Source organism: Halopolyspora algeriensis (assembly GCF_003337235.1).
In the GTDB taxonomy this organism is placed as follows: Bacteria; Actinomycetota; Actinomycetes; order Mycobacteriales; family Pseudonocardiaceae; genus Haloactinomyces; species Haloactinomyces algeriensis.
On the sequence record NZ_QPJC01000002.1, the window covers coordinates 115,017 to 127,585 of the forward strand.

At 67.1% G+C, this 12,569-nt stretch carries 12 protein-coding genes; 1 reads left to right on the plus strand and 11 read right to left on the minus strand.

Going from position 1 to position 12,569, the window contains the following annotated elements; translation table 11 throughout:
- From DFQ14_RS03865 to DFQ14_RS03915, 11 genes are all read right to left on the minus strand, one after another.
- Positions 1-303 carry a hypothetical protein gene (locus DFQ14_RS03865; RefSeq protein ID WP_246195656.1) on the minus strand — a complete coding sequence of 101 codons (303 nt, stop codon included), beginning with the start codon at positions 301-303 and terminating at the stop codon, positions 1-3.
- 123 nt (positions 304-426) lie between these two features.
- On the minus strand, positions 427-1,833 hold the full coding sequence (locus tag DFQ14_RS03870; protein ID WP_114451680.1) for an Nramp family divalent metal transporter: 1,407 nt from the start codon (positions 1,831-1,833) through the stop codon (positions 427-429).
- A 58-nt stretch (positions 1,834-1,891) separates the two neighbouring features.
- On the minus strand, positions 1,892-2,431 hold the full coding sequence (locus tag DFQ14_RS03875; RefSeq protein WP_158546647.1) for a LutC/YkgG family protein: 540 nt from the start codon (positions 2,429-2,431) through the stop codon (positions 1,892-1,894).
- Complete coding sequence (locus DFQ14_RS03880) at positions 2,428-3,927, minus strand: lactate utilization protein B (RefSeq protein WP_114451682.1); 1,500 nt, start codon at positions 3,925-3,927, stop codon at positions 2,428-2,430. Before DFQ14_RS03880 ends, DFQ14_RS03875 begins: the two co-directional genes overlap by 4 nt.
- Positions 3,924-4,697 carry a (Fe-S)-binding protein gene (locus tag DFQ14_RS03885; RefSeq protein WP_114451683.1) on the minus strand — a complete coding sequence of 258 codons (774 nt, stop codon included), beginning with the start codon at positions 4,695-4,697 and terminating at the stop codon, positions 3,924-3,926. Before DFQ14_RS03885 ends, DFQ14_RS03880 begins: the two co-directional genes overlap by 4 nt.
- Positions 4,694-6,415 carry an IlvD/Edd family dehydratase gene (locus DFQ14_RS03890; protein ID WP_114451684.1) on the minus strand — a complete coding sequence of 574 codons (1,722 nt, stop codon included), beginning with the start codon at positions 6,413-6,415 and terminating at the stop codon, positions 4,694-4,696. Before DFQ14_RS03890 ends, DFQ14_RS03885 begins: the two co-directional genes overlap by 4 nt.
- Positions 6,412-7,908: an aldehyde dehydrogenase (NADP(+)) gene (locus tag DFQ14_RS03895; RefSeq protein WP_246195657.1), complete on the minus strand. Its 1,497-nt coding sequence runs from the start codon at positions 7,906-7,908 to the stop codon at positions 6,412-6,414. The genes DFQ14_RS03890 and DFQ14_RS03895 overlap by 4 nt, the downstream gene beginning before the upstream one ends.
- Entirely contained in the window at positions 7,905-8,822 is a 918-nt protein-coding gene (locus tag DFQ14_RS03900) for a fumarylacetoacetate hydrolase family protein (RefSeq protein ID WP_179951490.1), read from the minus strand. Before DFQ14_RS03900 ends, DFQ14_RS03895 begins: the two co-directional genes overlap by 4 nt.
- Before the next feature lie 26 nt (positions 8,823-8,848).
- Positions 8,849-9,646, minus strand: a complete 798-nt coding sequence (locus DFQ14_RS03905) for a hypothetical protein (RefSeq protein WP_141921340.1) — start codon at positions 9,644-9,646, stop codon at positions 8,849-8,851.
- 89 nt (positions 9,647-9,735) lie between these two features.
- Positions 9,736-10,179, minus strand: coding sequence for a hypothetical protein (locus DFQ14_RS03910; RefSeq protein WP_114451686.1), 444 nt, complete (start codon positions 10,177-10,179; stop codon positions 9,736-9,738).
- Positions 10,176-11,639 carry an Nramp family divalent metal transporter gene (locus DFQ14_RS03915; protein ID WP_114451687.1) on the minus strand — a complete coding sequence of 488 codons (1,464 nt, stop codon included), beginning with the start codon at positions 11,637-11,639 and terminating at the stop codon, positions 10,176-10,178. Before DFQ14_RS03915 ends, DFQ14_RS03910 begins: the two co-directional genes overlap by 4 nt.
- A 178-nt stretch (positions 11,640-11,817) precedes the next feature.
- Between DFQ14_RS03915 and DFQ14_RS03920 the strand changes: the two genes are divergently transcribed.
- On the plus strand, positions 11,818-12,549 hold the full coding sequence (locus tag DFQ14_RS03920; RefSeq protein ID WP_114451688.1) for a GntR family transcriptional regulator: 732 nt from the start codon (positions 11,818-11,820) through the stop codon (positions 12,547-12,549).
- Positions 12,550-12,569: the final 20 nt, after the last annotated feature.

The following is a 12,569-nucleotide window of genomic DNA, read 5'->3' on the forward strand; positions in this document are numbered from 1 at the left end:
TCAGTGCCGCCCTTCGGTTCCGTCGGCGCCGGTGTCACTCGTCGGTGCGGCCGCCTCGGCTTCTTCGATGTCTTCGACGAGATGCCAGTGGCGGGTCAGGACCCAGGACAGGTACGCGCACAGCGCCACCGAGGATCCGATGGTCACCCATGTCCACAGTGGCATGCCGAGCACGGTCGGCCCGATCGTGCCTTCCGGCAAGTACCACGGGATGCCGGCCACGAGCAGTGCGACGAGCCCGGCCCAGATCCAGGGGATGCGGATGGGTTCTCTGCTGCGCGAGGGGTTGTCCGGTGCTGGCACTGGACCTCCTGTCATTCCCGTGGCCGGCGGTTCGGTTGTTGTTGCCGCGGTATGGCCGGTGATTGCCGGCCATGTCGAATCCGTCGGCGAGGCTGTGCGGTCCGACTGCCGGTCGGAATCATGTCAGGTGACCGCAACACCGGATGCGTCCAGAAGGGCGTATATCCCCACCAGAATGATGGCGATGCTGCTGAGCATGAGGAACACGTGGAAGGGGTAGCCCCCTCGAAGCCGCGGATCCGTCTCGTTGCTGCGTAGGTACCAGACAGCCACCACGATGGCGAGCAGGAATCCACCGCCGGCGATTCCACCGATCGTGACCATGAATACCGGTGCCGAGATCAAAAGATACGCAGCAGCCCAGGTGATGGGGAATGCCACGGTGAAGAAACGTATCCAGGCCATCCGGCGGCGTGTGTTCGTCCATTCCAGAACCCCGAGAAGAGCGAGCGCATTGGTGGAGAACCGTGTCCAGGCAGGCAGCGCTGCCCACAGTGTCGATCCCAGGACCGCGATCGCGCTGATCAAGAACAGGGTGCCCGCCCATTCGCCCAGCGTGTCGGTGTAGATCCGGGACAGCGTCGTGATCATGTCGTTGCCCTCAGGGGCCACTCCCAGCGGATGCAGGACCGCGGCGCCCATGGCGTAAAAAGCGAGGGTTCCCGCGGTGTAGATCGCCCAGGAGAACGCGGCGTCTTTGTACATGACCGTGATCCAACCGGTGGCGCGCTGTATCCACGCATCGCTGCCATCCGGTGGCCCCGACCACCGCGCGTATCCCTTTTCGAGGCACCAGTACGAGTAGGCTGTGATCTCTTCCGCGCCCACTCCGGTCAGTCCGAACATGGCCAGGGCGATTCCGAGCGAACCGGCCGGAATCCGGAAAGCGAGCCCGCCGGCGAGATCGTCGACTCCGTAGCCGAGCGGAGTGAACGGCAGGCCGATGGCGATTACCAGGGTCAGCAGTACGAACACGACCACGAGCAGGGCCGCTCCGCGCTCGATCAGGCCGTATCGGTTGGAGTAGAGCAGGCCAATGGTGACGGCGGTGACGATCACCGTCCAGATCGCCAACGATGTGAACCCCAGAGGAGCACTGCCGAGTGGTATCAGGATGCTGCAGGCGGCCGCGACTCCGCCGACGAGCCCACCGGTCTGGACGATCTTCACGAGAGCGAGCACGATCCACAAGAGGTTGACCCACCCGATCCGACCGATGTGCGGTGGCACCTTGTTGAACCCGGTCAGCGCGGGCTCTCCGCTGGAGATCGTCCATCGGGCGAGCTCCACCTGCAAGGCCACCTTGACCGAGGTGCTGACGATGACCAGCCACAGGAGAGCGAAACCGGCCTCGGCCCCCAGCGACGTCGTGGCAATGAGCTCTCCGGCACCGACGAGCGCGGCACTGAGGACCAGCCCGGGGCCGAAGAAACGGAGGCTCGCACGCCATCCAGCTGGGGGATCCTGTATGCCCTCCGGTGTCAGGTGGTACGGGTCGTCGACGTCGATGGTTTCCGTCGCGTTGGCCATGAATACCTCTGCGTGCTTCCTGTCGTTTTCCGGAGTCCTGCGCAAGCTCGCCTGGTGATTATTCGGGCAGGTCCTGGCTTGCCTCGACCATCAGCACCACATGCACGGCCGTCGGGCCGTGCATGCCCTGAATGTGGATCATTTCGATGTCGGCGGAGGCGCTGGGTCCGGTGATCAGCTGCATTCCCGAGGGGATGGGCGAGATGTCGGCCATGTGCTCGAGGAGTTCGGCATAGCGACTCACGAGGCGGGCAGCCGGGAGGACGGCGATGTGGCATGGTGGCACCAGCGAGGTGCTGCGCGCGTGCCGGCTGTCGAAGGCCAGGGCGAGGGTACCTGTCTCGGCGCATGCCGCGAACGCGGTGGTGATGCCGATCTCGGCCTGCCACGGATCAGGGGCATGGTGCAGCCCCGTGGTGGTCGCCCGCAGCAGTGGATCGTCGTCGATGACGGCAGGGCGGCCCTGGGCGATCTCGGTAACGCACTCGTGTGCGGTGGTGGTGTCGGACACCAGGTGGGTGTGGCCGCCCACGCCGGCCAGTGCCTCGCGGAACCGGGCAATCAGCGCGCTCGGGGCGAGCTTTTCGGTGACGTTCATCGGTGTGACCTCTCTGCGCCGTGCAGCCGCATACGTCGCAGTGCCTTGCGGAATCGTCCGGATTGGCGGAGATCCGGCAGCTTTCTGCCTGTTGCCCAGCGGCGTGGTGCTCCGGGCAGGGCGGCAGGCAGCCATCGCGGGAGCAGGCCACCGAGCCGTGTCACGACGATCGACAGGCGGTAGCCGAGCGGATGGGACCACAGTGCCGACCACGCCTTCCACCCGGCGCGGGCGGTGGCCGACTCCTGCGTGCGGGTGTAGTCCGCCCGGAGATCCACCAGCATGTCGGGCAGCGGAATCTGCACCGGGCACACATCGGCGCAGGACCCGCACAAGCTCGACAAAAACGGCAGCTCGGCGTCCTGCGGATGCTCGCCCAGCAGTGGGGAGAGCACCGCGCCGACCGGGCCTGCATATACCGAGCCGTAGGCGTGGCCACCACCGAGCGTGCGAAACACCGGGCACGCGGTTTGGCAGGCTCCGCACCGGATGCAGGCCAGAATGTCCCGGTATTTCGTCTCGGCGATGTCGCTGCGCCCGTTGTCCACAATCACCAGGTGCAGCTCTTCCGGCCCGTCGTCCTCGCCGTCGCGGCGCGGACCGGTGACCATCGTCTGGTAGGTCGTCACCTGCTGATGCGCCCCGGAGTGGGACAACAGCGGAAGGAGTGTCCCGAGGTCCCGCATCCGAGCAATGACCTTTTCCGGCGTCATCACAGCGATATGCACCGGTGGCTGGGAGGTTGCCATCCGCGCGTTTCCCTCGTTGGTGACGGTGACCAGGGTGCCGGTCTCGGCGACCGCGAAGTTCACACCGGTGATGCCGATGTCGGCATCCTGGTAGTCCTGCCGCAGTCGTTGCCGGGCGAAGGCGGCGAGTTCGTCGGCATCGGTGCTCATCGGTTCACCCGCGAGCGCGCTGAAGCGCTGGGCGACGTCCTCGCGGGAGAGGTGTGCGGCCGGTGCGACCAGGTGTGACGGTCGCTCATCGCCCAGTTGCACGATCCACTCTCCGAGATCGGTCTCCACGACCTGCACCCCGTCGGCTTCCAGCGCATGGTTGAGCCCGATCTCCTCGGTCACCATCGACTTGGACTTCACGACGAGCCGGGCCTGCCGTTCGGCGATGACACCGCGGATGGCGGCCAGTGCCTCGCTCGTATCGGCGGCGTGGTGCACCACCCCGCCGTGCGCGGAGACCTGGTTGCTCAGCTGCGCCACGTAACCGCCGAGGTCGTCGAGGGTTTCGCGGCGGAGGCGCGCGGCGTGCTCCCGCAACGGCACCAGGTGTTCCGGCCAGCCCTCGCCATGCCAGTCCTGGCTGCGCTGTCCGAGCCGATCGGCGGTCGGTGCCGCCGCTGTGCGTTGCAGTGCCTGTGCTGTGACCAGCGGTAGTGCCTCGCGCTCGGGCGGTTCCGGCGATGCCGCCCACGCGGGCCGCTCGGGGGCGATGCGCTCCCTGCCCTGTAAGGCATGGGAAATGTTGGATGCGCTCATGCGATTTCCTCCACGGTCGAGACGCCATCGGGCAGGGCGGCGGCCAGCAACTCGGCCACGTGTACCGTGCGCACGGCTGACCCGGTCGCCGCGGCCCGCCCGCCCAGCTGGAGCAGACACGTGGCATCGGCCGAGGCGACATGGGTGACGGGAAGCCGCATGGCGTCGGTGAGTTTGCGGTCGGCCATCGCGCAGGACAGTTCCGGAAACTTCACCGCGAAGGTGCCGCCGAATCCGCAGCAGGTCTCGCTCTCGGCCGCCTCCACCAGCTGCAGTCCCCGTACCCGCTGCAGCACCGCCCGGGGTGCGGCACGTTCGCCCAGCGTGCGCAGCATGTGGCAGGAGTCGTGCCAGGTGATGCTGCCCTGCAGGGACAGGTCCATGTCCCGGCCGTGGCGCTGTAGGAATTGGGTGAACTCGACGGTGCGCTCGGCGAGCTTTTCGGCGCGCCGGAGCCACTGCCCGGACAGTATCCGCGGGAATTGGTGATGGATCGATGCGGTGCACGAGCCGGAGAGACCGATGATCATGTCATAGGGCTCGAAGGTCTCGATCCAGTGCCGAGCCAACCGGGCCGCCTGTTCGGGATAGCCGCTGTTGACGGCGACCTGCCCGCAGCAGCTCTGAGCTTGCGGGCAGGTCGCCGCCACGCCGGCGGCGTGCAGCACATCGAGTGCTGCCAGCGCGGGCCCCGCCGCGGCCAGATCCGCGGCACAGGACGTGAACAGTGCGATCCGAGCCGGGCCGGCGTGTGTCTCCGACTGAGTCAATGGGATTGCCTCGCTACCGTGGATCCGCTTGCCCCGACGAGAAAGTCGAGGTCACAGCCCTGGTCGGCCTGCAGCACGTGGTCGGTGTACAGCTGTGCCCAGCCTCGTTGCTCTCGTGCCGGGGCGGGTTCCCATTCGTCGCGGCGGCGCGCCAGTTCCTCGTCGGTCACGTCGAGGTGCAACCGTCGGGCCTCGACGTCGAGTTCGATCCAGTCTCCGGTGCGCACCAGCGCCAGTGGACCGCCCACCGCGGCCTCGGGGCAGACATGGAGCACGACGGTGCCGTAGGCCGTGCCGCTCATGCGGGCATCGGAGATGCGCACCATGTCCTCCACGCCTTGCTCGGCGAGTTTGCGGGGAATGGTGAGGTTGCCGACTTCCGGCATGCCGGGATAGCCGCGCGGTCCGGCGTTTTGCAGCACCAGAACCGTATCGGCGTCCACGTCCAGTTCGGGATCCTCGGCAGCGGAGTCGTACTCCTCGATGCTGGTGAACACGCGGGCCCGCCCCCGGTGGCGGGCCAATCGGGCGGACACGGCCGATTGCTTGACGACTGCCCCGTCGGGGGCGAGATTGCCGTGCAGCACGGCGGTGCCCGCACCGAGCCCCAGCGGTTTCTCGCGGGTTCTGATCACCTCGGTGTCCGCGACGCGCGCAGCGGAGGTGACGGTGCTGAGCAGGCTGTCGCCGGTGACCGTGATCGCCCGGTCGTCCAGGAGATCGGTCAGCTCCGCCAGTACCGCGGGCAGTCCGCCGGCGTAGTAGAAGTCCTCCATCAGGAACCGGCCGGAGGGCTGCAGGTCCGCCAGCCACGGTACCTCGCGGCTCCAGGCGTCGAGGTCCTCCAATCGCAGCGGCAGTCCGAGACGGCCGGCGATGGCCAGCAGGTGGATCACGGCGTTGGTCGATCCGCCCAGGGCGGCGTTGGCGATCACGGCGTTGCGCAGGGCGGCGCCGGTGACCACGCGGCTGATCCGCAGGTCCTCGCCGACCATCTCGACGATGCGCTGCCCGGCGCGCTGGGCGGTGGCATAGCGCCGGGAGTCCACGGCCGGGATCGCCGCCGAGCCCGGCAGCGCCAGGCCCATCGCCTCGGTGAGGCAGGCCATGGTCGAGGCGGTGCCCATGGTCATGCAGTGCCCGTTGCTGCGGGACATGCCGGCTTCGGCGGCGGTGTAGTCGGCGTGACTCATCCGTCCCGCGTTGACGTCCTGGGTGAACTGCCACACCGCGGTCCCGGAACCGATGTCGCAGCCGCGGAACTTGCCGTTGAGCATGGGGCCGCCCGTGACCACCAGGGTCGGGAGATCGACGCTGGCTGCGCCCATGATCGATCCCGGAGTGGTCTTGTCGCATCCGGTCAGCAGCACCGTGGCGTCCACGGGATTGCCACGCAACGATTCCTCGACATCCATCGAGAGCAGGTTGCGAAAGAGCATGGCCGTGGGACGCAGCAGCGTTTCGCCCAGCGACATGACGGGGAACTCCACGGGGAAGCCACCGGCCTGCCACACTCCGCGCTTGACGGCCTCGGCCACCTGGCGCAGGTGCGCATTGCAGGGGGTGAACTCGGAGAAGGTGTTGCTGATTCCGATCACGGGTCGACCATCGAAGACTTCCTCGGTGAAGCCTTGCGAGCGCATCCAGGAGCGGTGGATGAATCCGCTCCGTCCCGTTTCGCCGAACCACTGTCGGCTGCGGTTTCCGTCGGTGCTCATCGAGTGCTCACCACCGCAGCCGTGTGCTCACCGTTGATGCGGCGCGACAGCCCGAGAGGGTTGTCATCGGCCAAGGGTTCGGGCAGCAGCGGTGCGGGGGTGTCCTGGTAGCACACCGGCCGCAGGAAGCGGCGGAGAGCGGTTGTGCCGACGGAGGTGTGCACCGAGGCGGTGGTAGCCGGATAGGGGCCGCCGTGGTGCATCGCCGCGGTCACCGCGACCCCGGTGGGCCAGCCGTTGAACACCACTCTGCCGGCACGAGCACGCAGCGTCGCCAGCAGTGGTCGCACCACTTCGGTGTCGGCGTCGGATTCCGTGCCGATCTCGCAGTGCACGGTCGCCGTCAGCGTTCCTCCGAAGGCCGCGGCGGCGGCCTGCAGCTGGTCGGTGTCCTCATAGGTCACCACGATGGAGGTGGGCCCGAAACATTCGGTGAGTGCGGCGTCGGCATTGTCCAGCAGTTCGGGAACGGTGGTTTCGAGCAGCGTCGCACCGACCTGGTCCTCGTTGTTGCAGCTGCGTGCCAGGGGCCGCATCCCCGGCAGTGCCGCCAGCCGGTCGCGCTCGGCGGCATGGGCTTGGTGGATGCGTTCGTTGAGCATCGTTGCCGGGGCCGTGCGTTCGACGGCGTCGATGATGTGTTGCTGCCGGCCGTGTCCGCTGGGCAGAAACAGCAGTCCGGGTTTGGTGCAGAACTGGCCCGCACCGAGAGTGAAGGAGCCCACGTAACCGTCGATGATCTCCGTGGCACGCGCCTGCCACGCCGATGGTGTGACGAAGGCGGGGTTGAGGCTGCCGAGTTCGCCGTAGAACGGAATCGGCTCGGGGCGGGAATTGGCGATCTCGAGCAGCGCCTTGCCTCCGGACTCCGATCCGGTGAAGGCGGCGGCGGTGATCCGCGAGTCCCGCAACGCGTCCGCACCGGCGGATTCCCCGTGCACCACGGACAGCGTTCCCTCCGGAGCGCCGGCGGCGCGGAGAGCCTCGGCCAGCAGGTCGCCCACGCGTTGGGACAGCTGCGGATGGCCCGGATGCGCCTTGACCACCACCGGGCATCCCGCGGCCAGCGCCGAGGCGGTGTCACCGCCGGGAACGCTGAAGGCGAAGGGGAAGTTGCTCGCGGCGAACACCAGCACCGGCCCCAGTGGGATGAGCATGCGGCGCAGGTCCGGCCGCCCACTGCTGGTGGCGGTGTCGATGATCGGTTCCAGGTAGGTGCCGTCCTCGAGTTCCGCGGCGAACATTCGCAGCTGTCCACTGGATCGCCCGACTTCGCCGGTGAGCCGTGCTTGTGTCAGGCCGGATTCGGACATGGCCTGCGGCACCAATTCCTCGGTCGCGGCATCCAGGGCGTCGGCTGCGGCACGGAGCAGCTCGGCTCGTTCGGCGGGTCGCAGCGCTGCCAGGGGGCCGGCGGCCTTCTGGGCGGTGGCCAGGACATTTTCCAGTTCGGCCGGGCTGGTCTCGGTGGGGATCGTGGTGGCAGACGTCAACGAAGCACACTCCTCACGTTGGGTTGATCGAGGGATTCGACGAGCCACGACATCGGCTCGCGGCCCCGGACCACGGGGTTGGACAGGCTGGCGACACCGTCGATCTCGATCTCGACGCGGTCGCCGGCGTGCAGCGTGAAGCTCAGCTCGGGGACGATGCCGGTGCCGGTGGCCAGCACCGCACCGTCCGGGAAATCGGTGCCCGCGAAGAGAGGAGCGACCAGATCCTGCAGTTTCCGGCGCAGCCGGCTGGTGGAGGTCTCGCCGTACCACACCTGTTTCCCGTCGCGGTGAATGCTCATCCGGATGGTTAGATCGGCCGGGTCCTCGACCTGCCAGAAGGGGCGGATGCCGGTGGCGAGGCTGCAGCTACCGCTGTAGATCTTGGCCTGTGGCAGGTACAGCGGATTGTCGCCCTCGATGGAGCGAGAGCTCATGTCATTGCACGCGGTCAGGCCGAGGATCTCACCGCTGCGATTGAGCACCAGCGCCAGCTCGGGCTCCGGCACGTTGAGCGGGGAATCCTCGCGGATGGCCACGGGCTCGCCGTGGGTGACCACCCGCCATGGCTGTGCTTTGAAGAACAGTTCCGGCCGCGCCGCGTCGTAGACCTGCTGGTAGATCGAGCCGTCGCTGCTCTCCTCGACCCTGGCGCCGCGCGAGCGCTCGTAGGTCACCCCGCTGGCCCAGACTTCGGTGCGGCCGTCGATGGGTGGTAGCAATTGCACGTTGTCGACGGGGATCGGCGCCTCGGTCGGGGGCTCCTGCGTCAGTCGCCGACGGAATTCGGCAAGCGGGAGGCGGAGCAGCTCGGCGATGGTTGCGGTCGAGGACAGTGGTGTCACGACGTTGTCGTTGCGGACACCGATGGTGGGTGTGTCCGTTCCCGGTAGCAGATAGCGAACGAGGTGCATGATGGGTGTCTCCTTGTTTCCACCGTTCACGGTGCGGGGACTGCCAGGTCGGCGGGCGGAGTGACCGGATCGGGACGCTCTGCCAGCTCGGGTGCGAGTTCGGTGAGCAGCCGTAGCATCAGCGCGGCTCGGCGTACTCGTTCCCGGCCGAGGTCGGTGGCCAGCGCGAGAAGGTGGCGGCCACAGGGGTAGAGGTTGGGGGCATTGCGGACCCCGAGCTTGAGATGTACCGGGGCGGCCTCGCGCACGATCTCGGGCACGTCGTAGTAGCGCACGAACCCGCCCTGGTCGTCGGGCACCTCCACGTACACGTCCAGCGCTGCGGTGCAGGCGGTGCGCAACTGCGCCAACTGTGCGGTTGTGAGATCCGTCGAGGCGTTGAGGCTGGTGGCACCGAGTCGCTCGTAAACAGCACCGGTGGAGGCATTGGGGAGTGGAAGCAGCACGGAGGTTTTCAGTGCCAGTTCCGCCGGCAACTCTCCGGCGGCTTTGAGTTCTCCCAGCACCGACAGGACTCCGAGGTCGGCGACCAGGAGGCTGCGAATCCCGAGCCCCACGGCGCGTCCGGCTTCGGCCACGCAGGCCTCCACGGCTTGGGAACCGCGGGCCACGCCGGCGGCCGATCCGGTTGTGGCGGCCTGTGCACCGATGTCCCAGCCGCCGCGTGGGCCGAGGAACAGATTCACCTCGATGTGGTGCTCGGCTCCGAGCCGAACCATCTCCCGGATCTCGGTGTCGGTGAGCATCATGATTCCGCTGCCCTGCGAGATCCGGTCGATGCGGATGTCGTGCTCGGCTGCTTCGGACAATACGGCCTTGAACACGTCCGGTCCTTCACAGCTCGGGATTTCGATCCGGAAGCGTGCTCCGTCGGTGAAACGGGTTTGCCGCGGCAACGTTCCTTGGCCAGTGGTCACGGGGTCGCCTCCTCGGCAGTGGTGAAGGCGGCCAGCGTCTGTTGCAGGGTGCCGGCATCGCGACGCGCCCGTCGGACTCGGAACAGGCAGAACAGTGCGGTGGCTGCCGCAGGCACGGCGAGTGAGGGCTCCACGAAAAGCAGCCCGGTGCTGATCACCGCGGCACCGACGGCCAGAATCCGCCAGCGCCGGATCGCACCACGGTGGGCGCTGCAGGAGCGAAGCAGAGTCTCGTGGTCCGGCAGCGGTGGAACCTGCGTGGGCCGCAGCCGTCGGCGTCCTTCGTGGACGGCCAGCCAGGCATTGACGCCGGCTGCCGCGGCGAACACGAGCCCCCACGTGAGGGCACCGCCGCTGAAGCGCACTGCGGCGAGAGCGATGAATCCCAGTGTCAGCAGCACGTATCGCCAACTCACCGGTATCGCGGCCGGGCTGCTCATGCGATCACGCCCGTGTAGGACAGCAGCGCCAGGATCCCCGCGATGGCCAGGAATGCCGAACCGAGTGCGACGAACAGGCGAAGGGCCGGCCCCATTCGATAGGCCAGGGGCATGTTGACATGATCGACGTAGAGCAACCCTGCCCCGTAAAGCCCGCAGGCGAAGACGCCGCCCAGTAGTGCCGCGGGGGTGATCAGCGCGACGAAGCTGGCTCCGGAGAGGATCATCATGGCGCTGCCGAGAGCGATCCAGCCGTAGACGTAGGGCCGGATACCACGCTGACCGCGGCGGCGGATCGACGTCGACACCGCGGCGAGGCTCTCGTAGGTTGTCCAGGTGTAGACCTCCCACAACGCGTAGACGGTGCCGAAGAGCACCATCACGATCGCCACGATGTAGAAGTACTCGAACAGCGGTGCCACCGTCGCCAGGAACTGGCTCTGCAGGTTCAACACCTCGTTGTCCGTCGGAACCTGGTGCTGCGTACCGAGAATGGTGGCACCGTTGATCATGAAGGCGGCCGCGATGATGCCCATCGCCACGAAGGCCGCCAGCGTGTCCAGCTTCGGTGCCCGGCTCCACGCCTTGGCCTTGGCCACCTCGGCGGGCTCGCTGCTCAGCGGGATCGGCGCGTGCTGGTCCATCGAAGAGAGCCGTTGTCGGATGGCGGCGATCTCGGGATGGCCCAGCATTCCCCACCGCTTCTCGCGGAGCATGCCCGAATATCCGATGTAGTCGTACATCCCGCCCCCCAGGCCGCCCATGAACACGGCGAGTTCGACCCAGGCAGGTGTGGCCGCGATCTCGGGATAATCGCTGAGGACGAACGGTGCATAGTCGAAATGTCCCGGAACGAGACCGCTGAGCACTCCGAGCCAGTCGGGACGGGCCACGAAGACGGCGGCGAGTACGAGCACGACCATGAAGCCGGCGATGGCGACCTGGGCCTTTTCGAGAAGCCCGTATCCGCCGAGGAAGGACAGGATGCCTGCTGCGGCGACCACGGCGAGGGCGTAGAACGTGGCATTGCCGGCTCCCAGGGATTGCAGGTAGTCACCCAGCGCGACGGCGACGCCACTGGCCCAGCCCGGAAAGGAAACCAGGCAGATGGCGGCCAGCAGCAGCGGGAACCACCCTCTCGGCCCGGGAAACACCTGCGCGAACCGGGTGATCGGATGTTCTCCGGTCAGCGTGATGTGCCGGTTGGAGGCGTAGACCAGCGCTCCTTTGGCGATCACGCCGATCATGATCGCCCACAGCACGGTGTAGCCGAAGACGGCGCCTTCGCGGGAGGCGAGAATGGACTCGCCGCTGCCGATGGTCAGTGAGGCGATGACCGCCCCGGGGCCGAAGAACTTCAGCGCCGTGATCACGCTGATGCGCTTGGTTTGCAGGGCGGCTGGGGGCGTCGGTAGACGCAGCACCGGTTCGGCGGCGGTATCGGTGTCTTGCGTGGTCATGCATCCCTCGCTTCGCAAGTGAGAGCGGGTGAACGGCGAGGAGAGCTCGCTTCGTTGAACATCGTTGCGATCGCGATCATTGGATCCTATAGGAAAGTTCGTATAGGATCCGGAGTATGAGAGTGGTTCACAGCACAGTCAAGAGTGTGGGAGTCCAGGCAGGACACAGGAGATCGGAATGAACCAACAGGGACCTGGTGATGCCGGGCCGCAGTCGGCGGATGGATTCGGAATCGAGGTGTTGCCTCGGCGACAGGCACTGGCCGATGAGGTCCACGAAGCGATCAAAGCCCTGCTGATGGACCATCGCATCGCCCCGGGGGATCGGGTCTCCATCGATGGCATGGCGCGCGAGCTGGGAGTTTCGCCCACGCCTGTGCGGGAAGCGTTGGCACGGTTGGAATCCGCGGAACTGGTGGTCAAAGCACCTCTACGGGGATACCGGGCGGCACCGCTGCTGACCGAGCAACAGCTCGAGGATCTTTACAGATTCCGGTTGCTCATCGAACCGTGGGCCGCGGCGCGTGCTGCCGAGGGGATTTCTGCGGCCGGAGCAATCCGGTTGCGTGCCGAGATGGATTCCTGCGACGCGCCGACCGAGTCCGGTTACCGCTCTTACAAGGAGCTCACCGCCCACGACACTCGTTTCCACCTGCTGACCGCCGAGCTTGCCGGTAGCGAGCAAGTACGACTGGCGCTCGAACGTACGCACTGCCACCTGCACATCTTCCGGCTCTACTTCGATCGCGCGGTCGGTTCGAAAACGCTCGAGGAGCATCGTGCGATCACCGAGGCGATCGCCTCCGCGGACGCGAGTGCTGCGGAGCAGGCGATGCGCCACCACCTGGAGGCTGCCTTCCAGCAACGGCTGCGCCCGCTGTATCACGCGCCGTCCAGCACGGAGAGGTAAGCCGCACGCACCGAGAGATC

Excerpts from the sequence above, each read along its gene's own strand:
- DFQ14_RS03870 (WP_114451680.1), bottom strand. The coding sequence starts at position 1,833 with ATGGCCAACGCGACGGAAACCATCGACGTCGACGACCCGTACCACCTG.
- DFQ14_RS03875 (WP_158546647.1), bottom strand. The coding sequence starts at position 2,431 with ATGAACGTCACCGAAAAGCTCGCCCCGAGCGCGCTGATTGCCCGGTTC.
- DFQ14_RS03880 (WP_114451682.1), bottom strand. The coding sequence starts at position 3,927 with ATGAGCGCATCCAACATTTCCCATGCCTTACAGGGCAGGGAGCGCATC.
- DFQ14_RS03890 (WP_114451684.1), bottom strand. The coding sequence starts at position 6,415 with ATGAGCACCGACGGAAACCGCAGCCGACAGTGGTTCGGCGAAACGGGA.
- DFQ14_RS03900 (WP_179951490.1), bottom strand. The coding sequence starts at position 8,822 with ATGCACCTCGTTCGCTATCTGCTACCGGGAACGGACACACCCACCATC.
- DFQ14_RS03910 (WP_114451686.1), bottom strand. The coding sequence starts at position 10,179 with ATGAGCAGCCCGGCCGCGATACCGGTGAGTTGGCGATACGTGCTGCTG.
- DFQ14_RS03915 (WP_114451687.1), bottom strand. The coding sequence starts at position 11,639 with ATGACCACGCAAGACACCGATACCGCCGCCGAACCGGTGCTGCGTCTA.
- DFQ14_RS03920 (WP_114451688.1), top strand. The coding sequence starts at position 11,818 with ATGAACCAACAGGGACCTGGTGATGCCGGGCCGCAGTCGGCGGATGGA.